The sequence below is a fragment of the Streptomyces sp. MnatMP-M17 genome, from assembly GCF_900091995.1.
Taxonomy (GTDB): domain Bacteria; phylum Actinomycetota; class Actinomycetes; order Streptomycetales; family Streptomycetaceae; genus Streptomyces.
Genome location: NZ_FMDK01000093.1, coordinates 1 through 21,988 on the forward strand (window position 1 = coordinate 1; position 21,988 = coordinate 21,988).

Annotated in this window: 22 protein-coding genes and 1 pseudogene; 10 read left to right on the forward strand and 13 right to left on the reverse strand. The window is 69.4% G+C overall.

The annotated features are described in order from the left end of the window. The 4 genes and pseudogenes from GA0115259_RS40030 to lnt all read left to right on the forward strand — a co-directional run. A pseudogene (locus GA0115259_RS40030) lies at positions 1 to 188 on the forward strand (phage tail protein); the annotation flags it as partial. Beyond that, entirely contained in the window at positions 185 to 1,381 is a 1,197-nt protein-coding gene (locus GA0115259_RS41515) for a discoidin domain-containing protein (RefSeq protein ID WP_237539776.1), read from the forward strand. The pseudogene GA0115259_RS40030 and the gene GA0115259_RS41515, both read left to right, overlap by 4 nt. 91 nt (positions 1,382 to 1,472) lie before the next feature. Beyond that, a complete protein-coding gene (locus GA0115259_RS05255) occupies positions 1,473 to 1,931 on the forward strand; it encodes a nuclear transport factor 2 family protein (RefSeq protein ID WP_176732435.1) in 459 nt (152 codons plus the stop codon). A 181-nt stretch (positions 1,932 to 2,112) separates the two neighbouring features. After that, complete coding sequence (gene lnt, locus GA0115259_RS05260) at positions 2,113 to 3,723, forward strand: apolipoprotein N-acyltransferase (RefSeq protein WP_093591541.1); 1,611 nt, start codon at positions 2,113 to 2,115, stop codon at positions 3,721 to 3,723. On the opposite strand, the gene GA0115259_RS05265 is transcribed toward lnt, so the two are convergent. Then, positions 3,635 to 4,552 carry a Gfo/Idh/MocA family protein gene (locus GA0115259_RS05265; protein ID WP_093591544.1) on the reverse strand — a complete coding sequence of 306 codons (918 nt, stop codon included), beginning with the start codon at positions 4,550 to 4,552 and terminating at the stop codon, positions 3,635 to 3,637. The genes lnt and GA0115259_RS05265 overlap by 89 nt on opposite strands. Here GA0115259_RS05265 and GA0115259_RS05270 point away from each other — a divergent pair. From GA0115259_RS05270 to GA0115259_RS05280, 3 genes are all read left to right on the forward strand, one after another. Beyond that, positions 4,521 to 5,120, forward strand: a complete 600-nt coding sequence (locus GA0115259_RS05270) for a TetR/AcrR family transcriptional regulator (RefSeq protein WP_370747355.1) — start codon at positions 4,521 to 4,523, stop codon at positions 5,118 to 5,120. The genes GA0115259_RS05265 and GA0115259_RS05270 overlap by 32 nt on opposite strands. A gap of 58 nt (positions 5,121 to 5,178) precedes the next feature. Next, positions 5,179 to 5,697: a DinB family protein gene (locus GA0115259_RS05275; protein WP_093591547.1), complete on the forward strand. Its 519-nt coding sequence runs from the start codon at positions 5,179 to 5,181 to the stop codon at positions 5,695 to 5,697. A 100-nt stretch (positions 5,698 to 5,797) separates the two neighbouring features. Next, positions 5,798 to 6,289: a hypothetical protein gene (locus tag GA0115259_RS05280; RefSeq protein ID WP_093591549.1), complete on the forward strand. Its 492-nt coding sequence runs from the start codon at positions 5,798 to 5,800 to the stop codon at positions 6,287 to 6,289. A gap of 15 nt (positions 6,290 to 6,304) precedes the next feature. On the opposite strand, the gene GA0115259_RS05285 is transcribed toward GA0115259_RS05280, so the two are convergent. The 11 genes from GA0115259_RS05285 to GA0115259_RS05335 all read right to left on the reverse strand — a co-directional run bounded on the left by GA0115259_RS05285 (position 6,305) and on the right by GA0115259_RS05335 (position 16,857). After that, positions 6,305 to 6,835, reverse strand: a complete 531-nt coding sequence (locus GA0115259_RS05285) for a hypothetical protein (protein ID WP_202449685.1) — start codon at positions 6,833 to 6,835, stop codon at positions 6,305 to 6,307. A 170-nt stretch (positions 6,836 to 7,005) separates the two neighbouring features. Beyond that, a complete protein-coding gene (locus GA0115259_RS05290; protein WP_093591555.1) occupies positions 7,006 to 7,689 on the reverse strand; it encodes a uracil-DNA glycosylase in 684 nt (227 codons plus the stop codon). A gap of 129 nt (positions 7,690 to 7,818) precedes the next feature. Next, positions 7,819 to 9,399, reverse strand: a complete 1,581-nt coding sequence (locus GA0115259_RS05295; RefSeq protein ID WP_093591558.1) for an ABC transporter substrate-binding protein — start codon at positions 9,397 to 9,399, stop codon at positions 7,819 to 7,821. Positions 9,400 to 9,536: 137 nt separating this feature from the next. Next, on the reverse strand, positions 9,537 to 10,316 hold the full coding sequence (locus GA0115259_RS05300; RefSeq protein WP_176732436.1) for an SDR family oxidoreductase: 780 nt from the start codon (positions 10,314 to 10,316) through the stop codon (positions 9,537 to 9,539). A 57-nt stretch (positions 10,317 to 10,373) separates the two neighbouring features. Beyond that, positions 10,374 to 11,135 (reverse strand): 3-oxoacyl-ACP reductase FabG, encoded by a 762-nt coding sequence (gene fabG, locus GA0115259_RS05305; protein ID WP_066955054.1) that lies wholly within the window; start codon positions 11,133 to 11,135, stop codon positions 10,374 to 10,376. Positions 11,136 to 11,338: 203 nt separating this feature from the next. Then, positions 11,339 to 11,722 carry a DUF3037 domain-containing protein gene (locus GA0115259_RS05310; protein WP_093591591.1) on the reverse strand — a complete coding sequence of 128 codons (384 nt, stop codon included), beginning with the start codon at positions 11,720 to 11,722 and terminating at the stop codon, positions 11,339 to 11,341. An 11-nt stretch (positions 11,723 to 11,733) separates the two neighbouring features. Further along, positions 11,734 to 12,594, reverse strand: a complete 861-nt coding sequence (locus GA0115259_RS05315; RefSeq protein ID WP_176732437.1) for a HipA family kinase — start codon at positions 12,592 to 12,594, stop codon at positions 11,734 to 11,736. Between the two features lie 96 nt (positions 12,595 to 12,690). Then, on the reverse strand, positions 12,691 to 14,187 hold the full coding sequence (locus GA0115259_RS05320) for an IMP dehydrogenase (protein ID WP_093591561.1): 1,497 nt from the start codon (positions 14,185 to 14,187) through the stop codon (positions 12,691 to 12,693). A gap of 318 nt (positions 14,188 to 14,505) precedes the next feature. Then, complete coding sequence (locus tag GA0115259_RS05325; RefSeq protein ID WP_093591597.1) at positions 14,506 to 15,414, reverse strand: NmrA family NAD(P)-binding protein; 909 nt, start codon at positions 15,412 to 15,414, stop codon at positions 14,506 to 14,508. 85 nt (positions 15,415 to 15,499) lie between these two features. Continuing rightward, positions 15,500 to 16,363, reverse strand: coding sequence for an SDR family NAD(P)-dependent oxidoreductase (locus GA0115259_RS05330; protein WP_161230296.1), 864 nt, complete (start codon positions 16,361 to 16,363; stop codon positions 15,500 to 15,502). Positions 16,364 to 16,431: 68 nt separating this feature from the next. Continuing rightward, complete coding sequence (locus GA0115259_RS05335; RefSeq protein WP_202449686.1) at positions 16,432 to 16,857, reverse strand: MarR family winged helix-turn-helix transcriptional regulator; 426 nt, start codon at positions 16,855 to 16,857, stop codon at positions 16,432 to 16,434. A gap of 176 nt (positions 16,858 to 17,033) precedes the next feature. Here GA0115259_RS05335 and GA0115259_RS05340 point away from each other — a divergent pair, with 176 nt between their 5' ends. Then, a complete protein-coding gene (locus tag GA0115259_RS05340) occupies positions 17,034 to 19,199 on the forward strand; it encodes a S9 family peptidase (RefSeq protein WP_093591570.1) in 2,166 nt (721 codons plus the stop codon). Positions 19,200 to 19,273: 74 nt separating this feature from the next. Further along, positions 19,274 to 19,756: a Rieske (2Fe-2S) protein gene (locus tag GA0115259_RS05345; protein ID WP_093591573.1), complete on the forward strand. Its 483-nt coding sequence runs from the start codon at positions 19,274 to 19,276 to the stop codon at positions 19,754 to 19,756. Positions 19,757 to 19,898: 142 nt separating this feature from the next. Here GA0115259_RS05345 and GA0115259_RS05350 read toward each other — a convergent pair whose 3' ends face one another. Next, the gene (locus tag GA0115259_RS05350) at positions 19,899 to 20,807 is read right to left on the reverse strand and encodes a LysR family transcriptional regulator (RefSeq protein ID WP_093591576.1); all 909 of its coding nucleotides are present in this window, start codon (positions 20,805 to 20,807) and stop codon (positions 19,899 to 19,901) included. A gap of 73 nt (positions 20,808 to 20,880) precedes the next feature. Here GA0115259_RS05350 and GA0115259_RS05355 point away from each other — a divergent pair, with 73 nt between their 5' ends. After that, the gene (locus tag GA0115259_RS05355) at positions 20,881 to 21,960 is read left to right on the forward strand and encodes a DMT family transporter (protein ID WP_093591579.1); all 1,080 of its coding nucleotides are present in this window, start codon (positions 20,881 to 20,883) and stop codon (positions 21,958 to 21,960) included. Positions 21,961 to 21,988: the final 28 nt, after the last annotated feature.

The window sequence follows — 21,988 nt, forward strand, 5'->3', positions numbered from 1 at the left end:
CGAACACGGAGCTGCCGGGCGAGGAGCGGCCCTGGGTGACGGTACGGCTGCGGGTGGCGGAGCCGGAGGCGGTGGACCGCGTCGGGCTGGAGGAGCTGATCGAGGGCGAGATACCGGCGCATATCGGCTATGAACTGGAGATCCTGCCGCTCGCCGGAGCCCCGGGCCCGTCCGGGGAGCGGCCATGAGATGCCCCGAGTGCGGGCACGTCAACGCGCCGGGCACGGCGTTCTGCGCGTCCTGCGAAGCATTCCTGGAGTGGGGCGACCGGGAGCCGTCGGGGAGCGGGGCGGGAGCTACGTCCGGGTCCGGCGCCGGGGCTGGAACCGGGGCCGGATCCGGTGGTACGAGCAGTCCCGAGCGCCCGGCGCCCGTGCCCGCGCCTACGCCGCCCACAGCTGCACGGGCAACGCCCACACCATCGGCACCGACCACCGCTTCCAGCGCGACGGACACGGAACCACCGGCACGGGAACCGGCGCCTGCCGAGCCTCCACCGAGCCCGTCATCGCCGCCGGCCACACCCTCACCGCCGCCGCCCGCCACCGGTCCGCGCAGGCCCGGCGACCGGCTGGACACTCCCGTACCCGGCCCTGGGGAGGAACCCGCCGAGCCCGCGCACGAGCCTGCGCCCGTCTCCCGTGGCGCCTGCGTCCACTGTCCCAACTGCCGTACGGAGAACGCGCCGGAGCGTGTCCTCTGTCTGCGCTGCGGTCTGCTTCTCGATCCCGGTCCGCCGCCCGACGTACCGCCTCCGTGGTGGCGCCGGATCCTCGTCCGCGGACGGCGCGCCCTGCCGGTCGCCGGGACCCGCCCCAAGCGCCGTCTGTGGCGGCGTCCGAGCCTCGCCGTCCCGCTCACCCTGGTGATCCTGGCCGCGGCGGTCTGGTTCGCGCGCCCGTACGTCCCCGACGCGTTCGACTTCGCCCGGGACCGCACCGGCACCCCGGAGGAACTGCATCCCAGCCAGGTCCGCGCGTCCAGCGCGCAGCGGGGCCATCCGGCGCAGGCCGCGTTCGACACGTACTCGAACCGGTTCTGGGCGCCTGCCGAGGCGGGCCCCGGGCGGGGCGAGTACCTGGAAGCCGACTTCGAGCAGCCGGTCCGGATACTGAAACTGGTCGTCTTCTCCGGCCGCTCGGCCCAGGAGGACGCGTTCCTCTCCCAGTCCCGGCCCGCGGCGCTGGCCCTCACCCTGCACGCCGCGGACGGCACACTCACCGAGCGGCGTATCACGCTCAGGGACCAGCCGGGCCAGCAGACGTTCGACGTCCGGAGCAGCGATGTCGTCCGGATACGGCTGGCGATCGACGGTGTCCACGGGGACAGGCGGGGCCGCCGTCCCGCCGTCGCCGAGATCGACTTCTTCGGCCGCCGATGAGACTTCGCCGCCCGGAGCAAGGGAGCCGCCCGACGGGTGACCGGTGTGCGCGGCACTTGGCCCCGGGCTCTTCCTGCCGGAGACTGAGCCGATGACACAGCGCGTGGATCTCGCGACCGTGATGGGCCGGCTCGCCATCGATGAAGTGATCACCAATTACGCGGTGGCCGTGGACGACGCCGACTGGCCCGGCTACCGGGCCCTGTTCACACCGGACGGCCGCGCCGACTACACGGCGGCGGGCGGTATCGAAGGTTCGGCCGCGGAGGTCGCCGACTGGCTGGCCGGCACGCTGCGCCCGTACAGCATGCATCAGTTGCTGATTGTCAACCGACGGCTGCGTATACAGGGTTCCGACGGATATCTGGGCGACCTCGCCGAGCTGCGGGCGGACTATCTCAGCCCTCGGCGGCACGAGTCGGGCGAGGAGCTGATGAGCGGCGGACGGTGCTCGTTCGGGCTGCTGAGGGACGACACGGGCTGGCTGCTGCGGACAGTCTCCGTCCACGAGAAGTGGCGGCGCGTCTCGCCCTCCGCCGACCTCGGCTGACATCGGCTGACATCGGGCGGTGCCGGCTGACCTCGGCTGACATCGACCGGCCCAAGGGCCCCGCCCTTTCCTCCCGCCTCCTTCTCCCGTTCCCCCACCCCTTTCTCCCGCTCTCCTCCCGCTTCGGCGCTGTTCCTCAGGGGAAGACAACCTGAAAGGGCGGGGCAAGGAGGCACTTGGGATGCGGAGCCCGGTCGGCCGGAGCCTGGCGTCGCCGTGGTGGCGCGGCGCCGCTGCGGTGGTGGCGGGCTCGCTGCCCGCTCTCGCGTTCCCCGAGCCGTCCCTGTGGTGGTTCGCGTATATCGCGCTGGTGCCGTGGATGCTGCTCGTACGGTCCGCTCCCACGGGCCGTCGCGCGGCCCTGGAGGGCTGGCTGGGCGGCATCGGCTTCATGATCGCCGTACATCACTGGCTGGCGCCGAGCCTCCATGTGTTCCTTGTGGTGCTCGCCGCGCTGCTCGGGCTTCTGTGGGCGCCCTGGGGATGGCTGGTGCGGTCCGTGCTCGGCGGGGCGCCGTCCCTGGGCCGCGCCGCGGCGGCCGTCGCGGTGGTGCCCTCGGGCTGGCTGGTGGTCGAACTCGTCAGGTCCTGGCAGGGACTCGGCGGGCCCTGGGGCCTCCTCGGCGCCAGCCAGTGGGAGGTCGCGCCGGCCCTGCGGCTCGCCTCGGTGGGCGGTGTCTGGCTGGTGAGTCTGCTGGTGGTCGCCGTGAACACCGCGCTCACCGTGCTGGCCGCGGTCCCGCGGATACGACCGCGCCTCACCGGAGCCGTATCCCTCGTGCTGTGCGCCCTCACCGTGATCTCGGTGTGGACCTGGGCGCCGGAGCCCGAGCGGTCCGGCACGGCGCGGATCGCGGTCGTCCAGCCGGGCGTGGTCGAGGGCGCCGATGCCCGTGAGCGCCGGTTCGCGCAGGGCGAGACCTTGACGCGCACCCTGGCCGGCCGGGATCTCGATCTGGTGGTCTGGGGAGAGAGCAGCGTCTCCGCCGATCTGGCGACCAGACCCGATCTGGCGGCACGGCTCGCCGTGCTCTCCCGCGTGGTCGGCGCCGAGATACTCGTCAATGTCGACGCGCGCAGCACGGACACGGCCGGGACGGCCGGGATATTCAAGCGCGCTGTCCTGGTCGGTCCGAACGGCCCGACCGGCGATACGTACGACAAAATGCGGCTGGTGCCCTTCGGCGAGTACATACCGGCCCGCGCCGCGCTGGGCTGGGCCACCTCGGTGGGCAGGGCGGCGGGCGAGGACCGCGAGCGCGGCACCCGTCAGGTGGTGATGGTCCTGCCGGGCGAGGGCAGAGGCGGACTGCGGTTCGGGCCGCTGGTCTGCTTCGAGTCGGCGTTCCCCGATATGAGCAGACGGCTGGTCCGGGACGGCGCGCAGCTCCTCGTCGCGCAGTCCTCGACCTCCACGTTCCAGGGCAGCTGGGCGCCGGAGCAGCATGCCTCGCTGGCGGCGCTGCGGGCCGCGGAGACCGGCCGGCCGATGGCGCATGCCACGCTGACGGGCACCAGCGCGGTGTTCGGGCCGGACGGCGAGCAGGTGGGCGCCGGGATCGGTACGGACCGGAGCACCACCGGAGTGTTCGACGTTCCGCTGGCCCGGGGCACGACTCCGTACGTCGAGTTCGGCGACTGGGCGGTCTATGCCGCCCTCGCCGTACTGGCCGCGCTCTGCGCCACGGACGGCGCGCGCTCGTTCAGAAGGCGGCCTGCGCCGCCTGCTGCGATGCCGCTCGTACCACCCGCTCGCACAGCTCATGAGTCCGCAGCGCATCCTGTGCGCTGAGGAGGCTTCCGGCCCGTACGGCGTCGAGGAAGGCCAGTACGCACTGCTCGATCCCGCGCTGGCGGGCCACCGGGACCCAGTCGCCGCGCCGCCGTACGCTCGGCTGTCCCTTGTGGTCCACGACCGTCGCGAGATCGTGCACGGCCCGTTTGGTGTCCTGTCCGGACACTTCGAGGATCTCCTCGGTGGAGCCGCTGAGCCGGTTCATCACACCGATGGCGGTGAAGCCGTCGCCGGAGAGTTGCAGTACGACATGGTGGAGCAGCCCGTTCCGTATCCGGGCCCGTACGTCGGTGTGCTCGACGGGTCCCGGGAGCAGGAAGCGCAGGGTGTCGGCGACATGGATGAAGTCGTCCAGGACGAAGGTGCGCGGGTCCTCGGGCAGACCGACACGGTTCTTCTGCAACAGGATCAGCTCGCGCGGATGCTCAAGGCACTGGGCGTAGCCGGGCGCGAAGCGGCGGTTGAAGCCGACGGCGAGGCTGACACGGCGTTCTTCGGCGAGGGCCACCACGCGCTCGGTGTCGGCGAGTTCGTACGCGATCGGCTTGTCGACATAGGTCGGTACGCCCGCCTCCAGCAGCCGGGTGACGATCTCGGCGTGCACGGTGGTCGGCGCGTGGACGAACGCGGCGTCGAGGCCCTGGGCGAGGAGCGAGTCGAGATCGGGATGGCAATGGGCGGCCGGGATGCGATAGGTCTCGGCGGTCCTCGCCAGGGTGGCCGGGGTGCGGGTGTGGAGATGCGGCTCGATGCCGGGCAGCGTGGTGAGCACCGGCAGATACGCCTTCTGCGCGATGTCGCCGAGCCCGATGATGCCGACCTTCACGAGGGCCTCCCTCTGCCTGACGTGCTGTTATGACCGATGGGCTGTTATGACGGATGGACTGTTCCGGAAGCATACGTGCGCTCCGGAGGGCGCCGGTCGGCGATGCCCGCGAAGCTCCGCTCACGCGCGCACCCGGCAGGCCCTGCTGGAGGTGGCGGTACGGCGTCCGGCCGAGCGCGAGGCACAGGTGCTCGCCCCGGACGAGATGCCCGACGCCGTCGGCGGTGGGGGCGGACCAACCAACGCGCTGGCGCTCGCCCTGCACCGCTATCCGACCCGCCACCCCGAACTGCTCGTCCGCCATTACGAACTGGCGCTGGAGGCCACCCGGCGGCCGGAGCTGCGCGCCTACTACGACACGGCCGGCCGGCAGTTCCGTGAGCCGCTGATCTCCATGATGACGGCGGCCGGATCGCCCGAGCCCGAGCGGCACGCGCTCTCGCTGGTGGCCTGGTGCGAGGGCCTGATGTTCTCCTGCGCGGTGGGCTCGTACCACAACGCCGTACCGTCACTGGACGAGCTGCGGCGCGGCTTCGAGGAGCTGCTGCGCGGGATGCTGGGCGAATGAGGAGGCCGCGCGAATAAGCCTTCGCGACGACACCGGTCCGTACGTGAGGATGACCGCCATGACGACAACCGAACGCACCGAGCCCTCCACCGTCGCGGGCGAACGCGAGATGCTGGAAGGCTGGCTGGACTACCACCGCGAGACACTGGCGGTGAAATGCGCGGGCCTGACCGAGGAACAGCTCCGGGAGGCCTCCGTACCGCCCTCGGAACTGAGTCTGCTGGGTCTCGTACGGCATATGGCCGAGGTGGAGCGGGCCTGGTTCCGCAAAACACTGTCCGACGAGCAGCCCGGGCCGATCTACTACAGCGACGCCGATCCGGACGGGGACTTCCATCCCGGCGAGAACGACACCTGGGACGAGGCGTACACCACCTGGCAGGCCGAGATCGCCCGCGCCCGTGAGCTGGCCGCTCCGCACTCCCTCGACCATCCGGGCGCCGGCCGACGCCACCGGACCACGGGCGAGCCGTACAACCTCCGCTGGATCTACACCCACATGATCGAGGAGTACGCCCGGCACAACGGCCACGCGGACCTCATCCGGGAGCGGATCGACGGCGCGACGGGCGACTGACACACACCATCGGGCCAAGATCGACCGCGTGTCACCCGTCCGGGCCAATCCGCGCCCTTTACACTCCCCAACGGCCCTCCCGACCAGCAGAGTTGCGCGCGTGCACCGAACGAGAAGCGCAGCGATGGTCCTGATGGGACTGGCGGTCACGGCCGTCTCCGGATGTGTGTCCGTGGAAGGGCGCCCCGCGCCCCTATCCGTACCGCGGCCGGGAGCGAGCAGCGGGGCTCCCGGGGCGGGCGGCGCGCAACCGCAGATCGTCCAGGCTCCGGCCAAGGAGGCGCTGGAGGCGATCATCCCCACCCGGAGCCCGGAACCGGCCCCGCTGTCCTCCCCCGAACCCCGCCGGTCCGCCTCCGAGCGGACCGGCGCTCCCGAGCGGGCGTCCGGCCCCGAGCGGCCCCGGAGCGGGCCGGCGCCCACACCGGTACGGAAGGAACACCGGCGCGAGCGGCCCGAGCGACAGCGCTCTCCCGAGCCCGTCGAGGCGCCGGCCACCGTCGCCGATCTCTGTGCCCTCGGCGAGAGCTACGGCCGCTGGCCGGCGGACAGCCCTCAGGCCCGTATCTGCGCCCGGACCTACCGGAATTGACCGTCGGTACGGGGCTCATCGCTCCCGGAGCCGCCGCTCCAGGCGGTCGATCCCCGCCCGTACCGCATGGCCGTATCCGTCCTCCCCCAGCGCGTCCGCCGCGTCGCGTGCCCGGTCCAGATGGAGCCGGGCCGCGTCCGGCCGCTGGAGCTTCATATAGTCGACGGCGAGATTGAGATGGAGCGCGGGATAGAAGGCCCGCACGGCCGGACCGCTCCCGGCCGGACCGCTCCCGGCCGGACCGCTCCCGGTCGGTGTCGGCTGTTCCCCGTCCGCTCTTCCCGACTCGTCGCCGTCCCCGTCCTCGCCCCCGTCCCCGTCCCCGTACAGTCCCTCCATCCCGTCCGCGGCGGTCAGCGCCCTGAGGTCCCAGGCCAGTTCATCGCCCGGATCGTCCTGGGTGTCCGCCATGTAGTGCGCGAGCGTGCAGCGATGGAGTGGGTCCCCCGCCTCCCCGATCTCCGTCCAGAGCGCACCGAACCGGTTCCGTGCCTCCTCGCGGTCGCCGCCGTGGAGGAGCATGGCCGCCTGCCCGATCCTGGTCATGACCGCGTCCTCCGACGCCTCCTGCCGCTCCCTCACTACCGCCTCCGCATGCCTGTCCGATAAATCCGACAAACATGACGCTAGCTCCCGTGGCGGACAATCCCCTTCAGGCTCGGGCGGCGCACCCGAGCCTGTCGGCCCACACCACGGTCGGCCGAGGGCGGCCGTGATCAGCCGAGGTCGGGGATGCGCCAGTCGATGGGCTCGTGGCCCTGCGCGGCCACCGCCTCGTTGATCTGTGTGAACGGGCGCGACCCGAAGAACTTCTTCGCCGACAGCGGCGAGGGATGCGCGCCCTTCACCACCACATGGCGCTCCTGGTCGATCAGCGGCAGCTTCTTCTGCGCATAGGCGCCCCAGAGGACGAACACCGCCGGGTCGGGCCGCTCGGCGACCGCGCGGATCACCGCGTCCGTCACCTTCTCCCAACCCTTGCCCTTGTGGGAGTTGGCCTCGCCCTCGCGGACCGTCAGCACCGCGTTGAGCAGCAGCACGCCCTGCTCGGCCCACGGCATCAGATAGCCGTTGTCCGGGATCGGGTGGCCCAGCTCCTCCTTCATCTCCTTGTAGATGTTCCGCAGGGAGGGAGGCGTCTTGACACCCGGCCGGACGGAGAAGCACAGCCCGTGTCCCTGGCCCGCGCCGTGGTACGGATCCTGGCCCAGGATCAGGACCTTCACCTTGTCGTACGGCGTGGCGTCAAGGGCGGCGAAGACCTCCTCGCGCGGCGGATAGACCGGCCCCTTCGCCCGCTCCTCCTCGACGAAGTCGGCCAGCTCCTTGACATAGGGCTTGTCCAGCTCTTCGCCGAGGACACCACGCCAGGACTCGGGCAGCATGTCGGTGTCGGTCACGTCAACAACCTCCGGTAAGCGATCACTTGTGCGCCACTGAACCTACCGGTGGCCACTGACAACGGCCCCTGCCCCTGCCCCTGCTGCTGCCCTCGAAGACCGGCCGACCGCGCCCCGACCGACTGCCCGCTACCAGCTCGCCTTGCGGTACAGCTCCCACATCTGCATCACCGTCTGCGGATCGAGCGCGCGCTCACCGCCCGCGATGTCGTCCGTGGAGGCGACATACAGCTTGCCCTGCCACAGCGGCAGAAGCCGTATGTCCGCCACGAAGATCTCCTGGGCGCGCTGGAACTGCTTGTTGACCGCCGCGCGGTCGCTCATCCTGCGCGACTGCGGCAGCAAGGTCTGGGTGATCTCGGGACTCTCGTACGGCGTGCTCAGCGCGTTGTGCTTGCCGACGAAGGGAGCGATGAAGTTGTCAGGATCGGGGAAGTCGGGGAACCAGCCTCGGCCGAAGACGGGATACTGGCCCTTCTGGTAGCCCGCCTGGAACTGCTTCCACGGCCTGCTGCGCAGTGTGATCTCGAACAGTCCCGACGCTTCGAGCTGGAGCTTCAGCTCACCGAACTCCGCCGCCGTACCCGATCCGTACCGGTCCGTCGTGTACCAGAACGTCAGCGGTACGGGAGTCTCGATGCCCTGCTCTTCGAGGATGGCCCTGGCCTTGTCCACATCGGGATCGCCGTACTGGTCGAAGAAGCTGGTGGCGTGGCCGGCGATGCCCTTGGGGACCATCGAGTAGAGCGGCTCCGCCGTGCCCTGGTAGACCTTGGCGACCAGCGCGTCGCGGTCCACGACCTGGGCGACCGCCTGCCGTACGGCGAGCTGCCCGGCGGCCGGGTCCGCGGGGTTGAACACCAGATAGCGGATGTCGGCGCCGACCGTCTCGACCAGTTGGAGAGCCTCGTTCTGCGGCTTCTTCTCCTCCAGTTCGACCACCTGCTCCGAGGTGAGACCGCGGTAGATGGCGTCGATGTCCTGCTTCTTCAGCGCGTCGAAGAGCGTGCCGGAGTCCTTGAAGTACTTGATCGTGACGCCGTTGTTCCTGCGGTCGGCGAATCCCGTGTACCGCTCGTTCCTCGTCAGCTCCGCACGGTCGCCCGCGGTGTACGAGGCGAGTTCGTAGGGTCCGGAACCGTTGACCTTGCCGTCCTGCCTCAGCTTGCCCATCGGGTACTCGGCCGGATTCACGATGGACATCGCGGGTGTGGCCAGGATGAAAGGGAAGGTCGCGTCCGGCTTCTTCAGCCGGAAGACGACGGTGTCGTCGCCGCGTGCCTCGACCCGCTCCAGGGACTCCAGCAGACCGGCAGGTCCGCCCTGTACATTGATCTTCAGAATCCGGTCGAAGGAGTGCTTGACGGCCGCCGCGTCGAGCTTGTCGCCGTCCGAGAACGTCAGACCCTCGCGCAGCGTACAGCGGAAGACCTGGTTCGACGTGTCGGCGAACTCGCAGTGCCGTGCGGCGTCGGGCTGTGGATACGAGCTGCCGGTGGGAAAGGCGACCAGTGTCTGGAAGACATTGCGGAACATCTCCCAGCCGTTGTCCCAGGACGCCGCGGGATCGAGCGTGGGCGGCTCACTCGTCGTACCGACGGTTATCTTCTGCGCAGCTTCCGCCTCGTCGTCCGAGAACAAACCACATCCCGTGAGCAGGGACATGGACGCGAGGGCCGCAGCGGCCTGCCGACTGGTCCGGTTGAACACTTCACGCTCCTTGTTCAGCCATGGATCGGCAGACCATACCGCAGCGTTGGCCGGATTTGTACGGTGATCCGGTGGGGCTTTTGGAGAGGTCGTAAGCTCCCTCGTTCACCTGGATCAAGCGCTTGTACGCCCGGTGTTCACCCCACGCCCGCGTTGAGGAAGATCCCGCCGTCGACCACCAGCGTCTGACCGGTGATCCAGTCCGACTGGTCGGAGGTGAGGAATGCCGCGGCGCCTCCGATGTCCTCCGGCACACCGAGTCTGCCGAGCGGATAGGCCGCCGCCACCTCGGCCTCCCTGCCCTCGTAAAGCGCCTGCGCGAACCGGGTCTTGACCACGGCGGGCGCGATCGCGTTGACGCGGACGAGCGGTGCGAACTCGTGCGCGAGCTGGAGAGTCAGATTGACCATCGCGGCCTTGCTCATGCCGTACGCGCCGATGAACGGCGACGCCGAGATCCCGGCGACCGACGCGATGTTGACGATCGCGCCGCCGTTCTCGCGCTGCCAGGCGCGCCAGGTGAGCTGGGCGAAGCCGAGCGCCGAGACGACGTTCGTCTCGAACACCTTGCGGGCCACATTGAGATCCAGCTCGGCCATCGGGCCGAAGACCGGATTCGTACCCGCGTTGTTGACCAGGAAGTCGACACGGCCGAACGCCTCCATGGTGCGCTCCACGGCGACGGCCTGGTGCGGCTCGTCATGCGCCTTGCCCGCCACTCCGATCACCCGGTCCGAACCGAGCCGCTCCACCGCCTCCTTGAGCGCCTCCTCGCCCCGGCCAGTGATGCACACCCGGTCGCCGCGCGCGACGAACGCCTCGGCGACGCCGTATCCGATGCCGCGGCTCGCGCCCGTGATCAGCGCGACCTTGCCGCTGTCGGCCACCTGCCGGCCCGGCTCCGTCGTATCGCTCATGTCCCTACCTCCATGCCCCTGCTCCATGCCCTGCCTCCACGTCCCTGTCTCCCGGCCTCAGTTGAGCGGCCCTCCGGCCACATACATGACCTGGCCCGAGACAAAGCCCGCGTCGTCGCCCGCGAAGAAGGCGATGGCGTTCGCGACATCCTCCGGCCTGCCCACGCGCTGGACGGGGATCTGGCTCGCGGCGGCGGCCTGGAAGTCCTCGAAGCCCATCCCGACACGGGCGGCGGTCTGGGCCGTCATCTCGGTGACGATGAAGCCGGGAGCCACGGCGTTGGCAGTGACACCGAACTTGCCCAGTTCCTTGGCCAGAGTCTTGGTGAAGCCCTGGAGACCGGCCTTGACGGCGGCGTAGTTGGCCTGTCCGCGGTTGCCCAGCGCGGAGCTGGAGGAGAGGCTGACGATACGGCCGAACCCCGCGTCGACCATGTACTTCTGACAGGCGCGGGCCATCAGGAACGCGCCCTTGAGATGCACGCCCACCACGGTGTCCCAGTCGGACTCGCTCATCTTGAAGAGCAGATTGTCCCTGAGCACACCGGCGTTGTTGACGAGGATCGTCGGCGGGCCCAGCTCGGCGGCGACCCGCGCGACGGCGGCCTCCACCTGCGCGCTGTCGGAGACGTCGCAGCCGACGGCGAGCGCCGTGCCACCCGCCGTGGTGATCTTCTCGACGGTGTCCTTGCAGGCCGCCTCGTCCAGGTCGAGTACGGCGACGGCGCGGCCCTCGGCCGCCAGCCGCAGCGCGGTGGCGGCGCCGATGCCACGTGCCGCCCCGGTCACGATGGCTACGCGCTGCTCGGTGGTGGACATCCTCTGTTCTCCTTGCCCTAGGGATCCGCGGCTCTCAAGCACTGAGCAACCGCTTAGTCGCTTCAGCATTCGAGACGCTAGAAGGCATGGCACCCGGTGTCAACGGCTCACAGGACCGACCGAGCGACGAGAAACGGAAGTCACACCGGACGGCCGGGCCCGGCGGTGCGTGCGCGGCAGGGCCCGGCAGCGGCATCGGCCGCTCAGCGCACCAGCAGCTCCAGCAGCCGCTCCGCCTCGGCCCTCGGATCCGCCGTCAGCCCGGTGTGTACGGGACCGGGCTGTACGACCGTCGAGCGCGGCGCGATCAGCCAGCGGAACCGCCGGCCCGCGTCGTCGCCCGCGGCCTGTCCCGCCACATCACCGCCGCGGCAGACGCTCTCGACCGCGTGCAGGGCCGCCCGTACACCCACCACATCGGCCCGCGGATCGAGGGCCGTCAGCTTGGCCTCGTCCAGATGGGTTCTGGCCGCGACATAGGACTGGGCACGGCAGTAGACGAGCACTCCCGCGTTGAAACACTCGCCGCGCTCCACGCGTGGCACCACGCGCAGCAGCGCGTACTCGTAGACGTCCTTGTCGCTCACTGACTTGTCGCTCACTGGCCGCTGTCCTTCGCGTTGTCCGGCTGCCACGTGGTGCGCGCCGTGGGATCCAGTCGGCCGGCCAGCCAGCCGGGTGCCCGGGAGGGCCCGCTCTTGGTGGGCGCGTCGAGGACGATCCGTTCATGGACGGTGGCGGCGCGCGCCAGCAGCGGCTCCACATAGGCGCGGCGCAGCACGTCGGTGGAGTCGAAGCCCGGCTCGTCGACCAGCCACTCGTCGGGTACGTCGGCGGCGATCGCGGTGAGCAGCTCCTCGGTGACCAGCGGCGCCAACTCGGCCGCGGCGGAGGCGAGATCGGGTCCAAAGGGCGCGAGCGCGTGGTCGGAGGCGTTGTACGGCTTGGCCGCCGAGGCCTCGGCGCCGGGCCAGTTGTGGTGCCAGATCATGGTGGCGCCATGGTCGATCAGCCACAAGTCACCATGCCAGACGAGCATGTTGGGATTGCGCCAGGAGCGGTCGACATTGTTGATGACCGCGTCGAACCAGATGACGCGCCCGGCCTCCTCGGAACTCACCTGATAGGCCAGCGGGTCGAATCCGAGCGATCCCGGCAGATAGTCCATACCGAGGTTCAGCCCACCGCTCGCCTTCAGCAGCTCCTGCACCTCCTGGTCCGGCTCCGAGAGTCCGATGACCGGATCGAGCTGCATCCGCACGAGCGCGGGGACGCGCAGACCGAGCCTGCGGCCGAGTTCGCCGCAGATCACCTCGGCGACCAGGGTCTTTCTGCCCTGTCCCGCGCCGGTGAACTTCATGACATACGTACCGAGATCATCGGCCTCGACAATCCCCGGAAGCGACCCGCCCTCACGCAACGGCGTGACATAGCGGGTCGCAGCGACCTCTTCCAACACTTTCCCAGGCCATCCATCTCTTGAGCCAAGCAATCCACAACCGCCATTGCTATTCTCCTCCGACCGGTAGTCCTCTCGTCGGGACTCGGCGGCTTGTCAGGAGACCGTCGCCGGGGTGTCCCGCAGGGTGATGTTGGCGTGGCTTTCCTGGAAGCTCTGGTCCGAGACGAGGGTCAGCCGGGCCGTGGACTGGAACTCCGGCAGGGTGGTGGAGCCGCAGGAGACCATCGTGGTCTTGAGCTTGGCCATGGTCAGGGCGAGCCCTTCGTTGAGGTCGCCCGCGTAGGGGACGTAACCGTCCACGCCTTCCTCGAAGACCAGCCCCTGGCCTCCCTGGCCGTAGCGCTGCCAGTTGCGGGCCCGGTTCGAGCCCTCACCCCAGTACTCATTCACGAAGCCGTCACGGGTGGGCAGCTTCGCACCGGCCGCTTGGTCGAAGCGCGCGAAATAACGCCCCATCATGACGAAGTCGGCCCCCATCGCCAGCGCCAGGGCCACGTGGTAGTCGTGCACCAGCCCACCGTCGGAGCAGACCGGCACGTACTCGCCGGTGCGTTCGCGAAAGGCGTCCCGGGCCGCCGCGACGTCCAGCACAGCGCTGGCCTGGCCGCGGCCGATGCCCTTCTGGTCCCGGGTGATGCAGATGGAGCCGCCACCCACGCCGACCTTGACGAAGTCCGCTCCCGCCTCGGCGAGAAAGGTGAACGCCTCGCCGTCGACCACGTTGCCGCCACCGACCGGGATCTCCGGATAGTGCTTCTTCACCCACGACAGAGCCTGCGCCTGCCAGTCGCTGTAGCCGTCGGACGAATCGAAACACAACGCGTCCACGCCTGCCTCCAGCAGGGCCGGGACGCGCTCCTGATAGTCGTGGGTGTTGATACCCGCGCCCACCCGCAGACGCTTGGCGGCGTCCACGACCTGGTTCGGGAAACGCTTGTTGTCCGCGTAGTCGGAACGGAACACCAGATGCTGCAAGTGACCCTCAGCATCCAGCACCGGGAGACAGTCCAGCCGCTCGTCCCACAGCCGCGCGTTGGCTTCGGAAAGCGTGATGCCGGGCCCGGCATGGGCCAGGCCGGCGACAGCGGTCATCCGGCCGCTGACCGGACCGTCCAGATCATGACGCCGGGGATGGAAGTCCCGGGAGGTCACCAGGCCGAGCAGGCGGCCGGTGGCGGTCCCGTCGTGGGTGACCGCGGCGGTGCTGTGACCGGTGCGGCGCATGACCTCGACCAGGAGGCCCAGGCTGTCGTCGGGACGGACGTTGGTATCGCTGGTGACGAATCCGGCCTTGAAGTTTTTCACCTGGCGGACCGCCGCGGCCTGGTCCTGGATCGGCTGATTGTGGTGCAGGAAGCTCAAACCACCGTTGCGCGCGAGCGCGATCGCGAGATCGGGTGTGCTGACGGCCTGCATGATCGCGGATGTGAACGGGGACTGCAGCTCGATCGCCGACGCCTCGCCCGCGATGTGCCGCACCAGGGGCGTGCGCAAGTCGACCGTCTCAGCCGAGCAGTCGGTCCGCGTCCGGTTCGGCAGGAGCAGAAACTCGTTGAACGTCCGTGAGACCTCGGCGATGATCTGTGCCACTCGTTCCTCCTGACCCGTCGGCCGGGGCCCGACTGCCCCGCCGTGAGGATCGCCCCCGTATCCCAGGGCCCGGGCGGACAGAGATCAGCACGGCAGCCGTGGAGGTGCCACCAACTGCGGCAGAGCCCTGACCGGCCCGTGGACCGAACGGGGTGCGGTCGTGACCTGGCACCCTATCGATCAACTCAGCCGCTGCACGAATCGTGACCGCCGCCGGCAGCCACCCGTCCCTGCTGCGGTACGGGACCTGCGAGCAGCGCCGTCCGACACGTCCGCGATGCCGCGGTCCTGTGGTGGCCGCGTGGGCAAACGGCCACTTCAGGGGGCGGGGACGAAGTAGGGGCCGCTGGTGTCGAAGTACGACCGGTCGTGGGCAACGAAGTCCTCGACCGAGAGCGGGTCGCGCCCGCCGACCTTCTTGACGATGTCGTTAGTGCCGGCGAAGACGCCGTTCTGGTAGTCGACTGCGACGTTGCTGAGGTGCTGGACGAGGTGTTCGGGCAGTCCGCGCCCGCGCATGGCCGAGGCGAACTCCTCGATGCCGATCGGCTCGTAGTGCACCGGGTGGCCGAGCGAGCCGGCCATGGCGGCGGCGATGTCGTAGTGGTTCTGCTCGACCGGGCCGTGCAGGGTGTAGACCGCGCGGTCGTGTGGTTCGGGAGCGGCCAGCACCGCGGCGATCACGTGGGACTGGTCGGCCGCGGCGATCGGGGCATGCCTGCCTTCGCCGAACGGGAGCCGGAGGAATCCTTCGCCGCCCCGCATCTCCCACCATGTCTTCAGCCACTCGGCGAAGAACGTCGGCCGCAGGTGGGTGGTCACCAGCTCGGTCCGGTCCAGCAGGCGCTCACACAGCCAGTGCTGCCGGGCGGCATTGCTGCCGGCCTCGCGGCGGGCGGAGATCTGCGACATGTTGACCACGGACCGGACACCCGCCTCCGTCGCCGCCTGGGCGAAGATGACGGTCGACTCCACCAGGCCCGGCAGGATCGGGTAGCAGAAATAGGCGCCGGCAACGCCCTGTACGGCTGCGGTCACGCCATCCAGGTCATGGAAGTCGGCCACGACGACTTCGGCGCCGGCCTCGGCCAGCGCGCGGGAACGTTCGTCCTCCCGGTGCACCATCGCCCGGACGCGGTGACCGCGCTCCAGCAGCAGTTGGATCGCACCGTTCCCGGTCTTGCCGGTCGCGCCCGTGATCAGGAACAGCCTGTCATCGTGGGCCATCTCCATACCTCTCAGTTTCTCCGTAGGTCATCGAACTGTGGTCTTTCGGCCGCTCACCACGTCCATGGATTTCGCCAAGGTTGCTTTATCGGCTTGGGTTACTCAAGATCGTTTCGTGATAGGTCTTCCCACGGCTCATCCCGAGCGATCTGGCGATGGGCCGCTGCGTGAGAGCGGTGGCGATCAAGTCGCCGATGCGAGGTGACAAAGCCTCGCCGAGCAGCAGCATATTTGCCGCTCGCGGCAACACGACACGCCGCTTCCCGCGCCGGACGGCTTTCGTCACAGCTCGCGCGACATCTTCTGGTGACAGCGGAGTCATATGCCGGAACGGGGGAGGCATTTCGGCTTCCTCTGCCTCCCTCAACAGGTCGGTGGCGGTGAGCGCCGGGTGGATCACCGAGACCTGGATATCACTGTCGGCCACCTCCTGGCGAAGACTGTCCGAGAACGCAGAGACCGCGTGCATCACGATCGCGTATGAGCCGAATCGAGAAAACGCTTTGCGCCCCATCACGGACGACATATTGACGATCGTGCCCGACCCCTGTTGCCGAAGTATCGGGAGTACACGTTGCGTTACGTTGATCATCCCGAAAAGACTTGCCCGCAGTGTTTGATGGACATCATCTTCAAACGCAGCCGATTCAATACCACCCACCTTCCCGATCCCAGCGTTGTTCACCAGTACGTCGATTCTTCCGAATCGGTCCATCGCGGCGTCCACCAGGGCCGTCACGGCGCCATGGGAGGTCACGTCGGTCGGCACCGACAGCACTTCTGAACCCAGATCGCGAACTTCTTTCTCCACCTGGGCAAGCGCTTCGACCGAGCGGGCCGCGAGAACCAACTGCGCTCCTTCTCGGGCAAACGCGAGTGCGACAGCTCTGCCAATTCCTCGTGAAGCGCCCGTGACCAGTACCACCTTGTTCGCAAAGAAAGATTTCATACCCTTCTCTTTCTTGATGTATATGCAACACATGCCCGTTGAAACACGCTTGAACCGGCTCTGTCCGTCTAGACGCCTGGCGCATACCCCATACTGCTCGCAATACCCTGGACCGCGTTCACGCCCGTCACCCCGAGAAGCTGCGCGGCCTGCCGCTGAGCCTCCCGCCACTCGGGCATCACAGACTCGATCTTGGCCCGGCCCGCGCGGGTAAGCGCAATCTCCCGTATCCCTTTCGCGTCGGACGACAGGACCTCTATCCAGCCGTGGTTCAACAGCAGATTCACATTCCGACTGATCGTGGACCTCTCCAGTTGCAGCACATCACCGAGCTTTGACGGCGCGCACAGGCCGATCTTGCCCAGAGCGGCCAAAAGGTTGACCTGGGCAATGGTCACGCCATGACCGCTGAGGGCACCGTCGTAAAGGCTCGTGAGAGCCCGGCCGATCAGCCGGACACGCACCGCCAGACAGTCACCAACGATCTCGTCCACGGAGGAAGCACTCACACCTGTAGTGTTGTATATGCATCAAGATAATGTCAACCCCGCTCGGAGCACGGGCCTGCGTCCGAATCCAACACCCGGTTCGGCAAGATCATGGTCACCCTGGGCCACTGACAGCGCCCTGCCCTGCCCACTCCTACAGAAACCTGGAGCCCACGCCGGCCATGAAGCCCACATCGAACACGCGGCCCACGCAGCCCACGGAGATCACCGCGTTCCCGCGCCAGTTCGCCCGTACCCGCCGCTTCTCGCTCGGTGTCCCAGGCCGGTTCACCGTCTCCGCCGACGGCGAGCGCGTGTTGTTCGTACGGTCCGTCTCCGGCGCCGATCCGCGTACACCGCTGTGGCTGTACGAGAACGGCGAGGAGCGGATCCTCGCCGACCCGGCGACGCTCGCCGGGCCCGGGCCCGAGCGGCTGCCCGACGAGGAACGGACACGGCGTGAGCGGGCGCGGGTGACCTCGGTCGGCGTCGTGGCATACGCGACCGACCGGGAGGCGCGCGTGGTGGCGTTCGCGCTGGGAGGCGCGCTCTGGGTGGTGCGGACGGACGGTGGCACGCCCTGGCGTATCCACACCGCAGGACCGGTGACCGATCCGCGGCCGTCCCCGGACGGATCTCTGATCGCCTATGTGACCGGTGGCGCCCTCCGTGTCGTACGGACCGACGGCAGCCAGGACCGGCCGCTCGCCGAGCCCGAGGCTCCCGAGGTGACCTACGGTCTGCCCGACCATGTCGCGGCGGAGTCCATCGGCCGGTCGCGCGGCTACTGGTGGTCGCCCGCGAGCGATGCCCTGCTGGTGGCCCGCGTCGACACCTCGATGGTGGCGCGCTGGTACATCAGTGATCCGTCCGATCCAGCTCAGCCTCCGCGTTCGGTCCGCTATCCGGCGGCCGGCACGGCCAACGCGGAGACCTCGCTGCGTGTGGTCACGGTCGACGGCGGGCACACACCGGTCCTGCTCCCTGAGCGCGCGCCCGAGGAGGACGCTCCGAAAGGTCTCTGGCGGGACCTCGCCTTCGAGTATGTGGTGAGCGCGGAGTGGGCAGGCGTCGGTCCGGTGATCAGCGTCCAGACGCGGGACCAGCGCACGGTGTGGATTCTGCGCGCGGATCCGGCGACCGGAGCCGTCGAGCCGCTGTCCCGTCACACCGACACACACTGGGTGGAGTTCCCGGAAGGAGCGCCGCTGCACACCGCGTCCGGTGTGCCGGTGCTCCCGTATATACAGGGCGACGCCCGCTCGATCCGGATCGGCGAGGTACCCGCACCGGCCGGACTCCACGTCCGCGAGGTGCTGGGCACGGTCGGCGAACAGGTCTACTTCACCGCGAGCGAGGAGCCGACCGAGGTCCATGTCTGGTCGTACGGACCGGAGCGCGGCTTCACGCGAGTCACCGACGAGCCCGGTGTGCACTCGGCCGCCGCCGGAGGCGACACACTCGTCCTCGACAGCGGAACTCCGGACGGCCGGCGGGTGACCGTACTGCGCGACGGCAGGCCCGTCGGCCGGATCGCGGTCCTCGCCGAAGAGCCGCTGGTCACACCACGGCCGGTCCATCTGGCGCTGGGCGAGCGGGAGTTGCGCTCCCGGCTCCATCTGCCGTCCTGGTACGAGCCGGGCTCGGGCCGCAGGCTGCCGGTGCTGCTCAGTCCGTACGCCGGACCTGGTCTACAGGTGGTGACGCAGGCGCGTGCCTGGTACACGGCCGTGTGCCAGTGGTTCGCCGAGCAGGGCTTCGCGGTGCTGGCCACGGACGGACGCGGCACGCCCGGGCGCGGCGTCGAGTGGCAGCGCGCCATCGTCGGTGACCGGCTGATGCCCGTCCTGACGGACCAGATCGACGCACTGCACGCGGCGGCCGAGCGGTACGACGCCCTGGATCTGGCGCGCGTCGGTATGCGTGGCTGGTCGTTCAGCGGCTATCTGGCGGCGGGCGCCGTGCTGCACCGTCCCGATGTGTTCCACGCCGCGGTCGCGGGCGCGCCGCCGACCGACCGGCGGCTGTACGACACGTACTGGGAGGAGCGCTATCTCGGCCATCCGGATGTCCAGCCCGATGCGTACGAGCGCTCCTCGCTGCTCCCGTACGCCGAACGCCCGTACGCCGAACAACTGAGTCGTCCGCTGCTGCTCATCCATGGGCTCATTGACGACAATGTGGTCCCGGCACATACGCTCCGTCTCTCGGCGGCCCTGCTCGCTGCGGGTCGGCCGCACTCTGTGCTGCCACTGCCTCGTACGGGCCATCTCGTCGCCAAGGAGGGTGTGGCGGACGAGCTGCTCCTGCGTGAGCTCGACTTTTTCAGAAGGTCTCTCGGTGCTTGAACATCACAGCATCCGCGTGCGTATCTTCCAGTGAACCGGCCGACCGAGAGCCGGCCGTCGAAACGGAGCTGCATATGACCGCATGGCAGGGGTCCGCACGGATCGTGACGCGGAGGACCGTGGTCGCCGCGGCCGGAGCGGCGGGGCTGGGCGCGGCGCTCGTCGCGTGCGGCGATTCGGGCAGCACGCCGGAGTCGGACTCGGCGGCGGAGTCACCCGCTGCCGGGGATCCGGCGGCGGGCGGCGACAGCGCGGACGGCGCCGGCGGAGGTGATGTCCTCGCGAAGACCGCCGACATCCCGGAGGGCGGCGGTATGGTCTTCGCCGATCAGGGCGTGGTCGTCACCCAGCCCGCGGCGGGCGAGTTCAAGGCCTTCTCGTCCAAGTGCACGCACCAGGGCTGTGCCGTGAAGGACGTCTCGGACGGGATCATCCACTGCCCGTGCCACGGCAGCCAGTTCAGTGCGACGGACGGCAGTGTGAAGTCCGGGCCCGCGACGCAGCCGCTGCCCGCCGCGTCGATCACGGTCACCGGCGACTCGATCACACTCGCCTGACGGCGGGCCGTCAGACACGGCCAAGACCGGCGGCTGACGGGCCTCACTCTTCGTCGGCAGGGAGTGCGGCCCGTCGGCCGTCACCATCACTGAAGGCGTCAGCCGCCGTCCACGGTCCCCGAGCCCGTCAGCCGCCGTCCAGTCAGGCGCCGTCCACCGCGCGTGCCGCTTCGGTCAGGGCCTCGACGGCCGCCCTGATCGAGGGACGGCGATCCGCGTCGGTCCGCCACACGGCGTGGATATGGCGGTGCATCTTCTGCCGTACGGGAACGACCGCGACACCCTCCGGGACGGTTCCGCGCCCCAGCCTCGGCGCGACACAGACCCCGAGTCCGGCCGCGATCAGGGCGAGCTGGGTGTGGTACTCCCCCGCGAGATGCGCGATCCGCGGCTCGAAGCCCTTCGAGCGGAGCGTGAACATCAGCCAGTCGTAGCAGAACTCGCCCTCCGGCCAGGACACCCAGTCGTCGTCCGCGAACTCCTCCAGATCCACTTCCGGGCGGCCCGCGAGCGGATGGTCCACGGGCATGGCCACATCGGCGGCGTCGTCGAGGAGATGGGCCGTGGCCAGCCCGCCGGGCACGGGCAGCCGTTTGTTGCTCCAGTCCAGCACCACGCCGAGATCGAGATCGCCTCTGACCACTCCACGGATCCCGGCCTCGGGCTCCAGTTCGCGTGAGCGGACCCGCAGTTCGGGATGGCGCTCGTGCAGGGCGCGGATCGCCGCGGGAAGGAGCCCGCGGGCCGCCGTCGGAAAGGCCGAGATCCGTACCTCGCCCACCACCCGGCCACGCTGGGCCTCGATGTCCGACTGCGCCACCTCGACCTGCGAGAGGATGCGCGCCGCGTGGTCGGCGAGCAGCCGTCCCGCGTCGGTGAGCCGCACTCCGCGCCCGTTTCTGGCCAGGAGCCGCTGGCCCACCTCGCGCTCCAGTTTGGCGAGTTGCTGGGAGACGGCCGAGGTCGTGACATGCAGGCCCTCGGCGGCGGCGCTCACCGAGCCATGGCGGGCGAGAGCATCCAAGGTCCGTAGCCGCTCCAGATTCAACATGTAAGCAATACTAAGCGGAACAGCCGAGACAATCTCACTTGTCCTACGAGATGGTTCACGACATCGTGGCCGTATGAGCACCGCGACTCCGCCTCGCCCAGGACCTTCCTCCGCCCCGGCCACCGCACCGGGCCCGGCGCCTTCCCGTAGCCGTCCCGCCTTCGACTGGCGTGTCCGGTTCGCGGCGCTCGCGGTCATCTGGGGCTTCAGCTTTCTGCTGATCAAGGTCGGCACCCATGGCTTCGCGCCGTTCCAGGTCACCTTCGGCCGACTGCTCTTCGGTACGGCGGTGCTGGCCGTCGCGATGGCCGTCAAGCGCGAACGGCTGCCCCGGGGCCGGCGCACCTGGGCCCATCTCACCGTCGCGGCCTTTCTCCTCAACGCCCTGCCGTTCTCGCTGTTCGCCTACGCCGAGCTGACGATTCCCTCGACACTCGCGGGCATCTGCAACGCCACCTCACCGCTGTGGGGCATGGCGCTCTCCCTGGTCGCCCTCTCCGAGGACCGGCCCACCCGCCGCCGGGTCGCCGGACTCGGCATAGGTTTCCTCGGTGTGCTGACCGTGCTCGGCGCCTGGCAGGGCTTCTCCGGCCTGGACTTCACGGGTACGGCGATGGCCCTGCTCGCCTCGCTGAGCTATCCGGTCGGCTGGATCTACGTACGCCGGACGCTGGCGGGCAGCAGCAGTTCCCATCTCGCCCTGACCGGTGCGCAGCTCCTGGTCGCCACAGTGCAACTGGCTCTGATCACACCGCTGTTCACCACCCTGCCGACCTCGTTCCCGGCGCTCCCGCTGCTCTCCGTGTTCGTGCTCGGCGCGCTGGGCACCGGGCTGGCGATCCTGCTCCAGTACGGAGTGGTCGCCGAGGTCGGCCCGACGACCGGCACGATGGTCACGTACTTCATCCCGGTCATCGCCACCGCGGCCGGCGTCACGCTCCTCGATGAGAAGCTGACCTGGAACACACCGGTCGGCGCCGTGATCATCCTCGCCGGCGCCGCACTCACCCAGAGCCGGGCCAGAAAGTCGGCGGATGGCCGCCCGAAGTCCGCAGGCGGCCGGTCGAAGCCCGCGGGCAGTCAGCCGAAGCCGACGGATGGCCGACCTGCATCCGCAGTCGACCGGCCGAAGTCCGCGGCCGGTCAGCCGTAGCTGCGCGCGGGCGCGGGTCCCGCCGCTG

Excerpts from the sequence above, each read along its gene's own strand:
- GA0115259_RS05330 (WP_161230296.1), bottom strand. The coding sequence starts at position 16,363 with ATGAAATCTTTCTTTGCGAACAAGGTGGTACTGGTCACGGGCGCTTCA.
- GA0115259_RS05270 (WP_370747355.1), top strand. The coding sequence starts at position 4,521 with ATGTCGCCGAGCCCGATGATGCCGACCTTCACGAGGGCCTCCCTCTGC.
- GA0115259_RS05340 (WP_093591570.1), top strand. The coding sequence starts at position 17,034 with ATGAAGCCCACATCGAACACGCGGCCCACGCAGCCCACGGAGATCACC.
- GA0115259_RS41515 (WP_237539776.1), top strand. The coding sequence starts at position 185 with ATGAGATGCCCCGAGTGCGGGCACGTCAACGCGCCGGGCACGGCGTTC.
- GA0115259_RS05300 (WP_176732436.1), bottom strand. The coding sequence starts at position 10,316 with ATGAGCGATACGACGGAGCCGGGCCGGCAGGTGGCCGACAGCGGCAAG.
- GA0115259_RS05325 (WP_093591597.1), bottom strand. The coding sequence starts at position 15,414 with ATGGCCCACGATGACAGGCTGTTCCTGATCACGGGCGCGACCGGCAAG.
- GA0115259_RS05285 (WP_202449685.1), bottom strand. The coding sequence starts at position 6,835 with ATGACCAGGATCGGGCAGGCGGCCATGCTCCTCCACGGCGGCGACCGC.
- GA0115259_RS05255 (WP_176732435.1), top strand. The coding sequence starts at position 1,473 with ATGACACAGCGCGTGGATCTCGCGACCGTGATGGGCCGGCTCGCCATC.
- fabG (WP_066955054.1), bottom strand. The coding sequence starts at position 11,135 with ATGTCCACCACCGAGCAGCGCGTAGCCATCGTGACCGGGGCGGCACGT.
- GA0115259_RS05350 (WP_093591576.1), bottom strand. The coding sequence starts at position 20,807 with ATGTTGAATCTGGAGCGGCTACGGACCTTGGATGCTCTCGCCCGCCAT.
- GA0115259_RS05355 (WP_093591579.1), top strand. The coding sequence starts at position 20,881 with ATGAGCACCGCGACTCCGCCTCGCCCAGGACCTTCCTCCGCCCCGGCC.
- lnt (WP_093591541.1), top strand. The coding sequence starts at position 2,113 with ATGCGGAGCCCGGTCGGCCGGAGCCTGGCGTCGCCGTGGTGGCGCGGC.
- GA0115259_RS05345 (WP_093591573.1), top strand. The coding sequence starts at position 19,274 with ATGACCGCATGGCAGGGGTCCGCACGGATCGTGACGCGGAGGACCGTG.
- GA0115259_RS05275 (WP_093591547.1), top strand. The coding sequence starts at position 5,179 with ATGACGACAACCGAACGCACCGAGCCCTCCACCGTCGCGGGCGAACGC.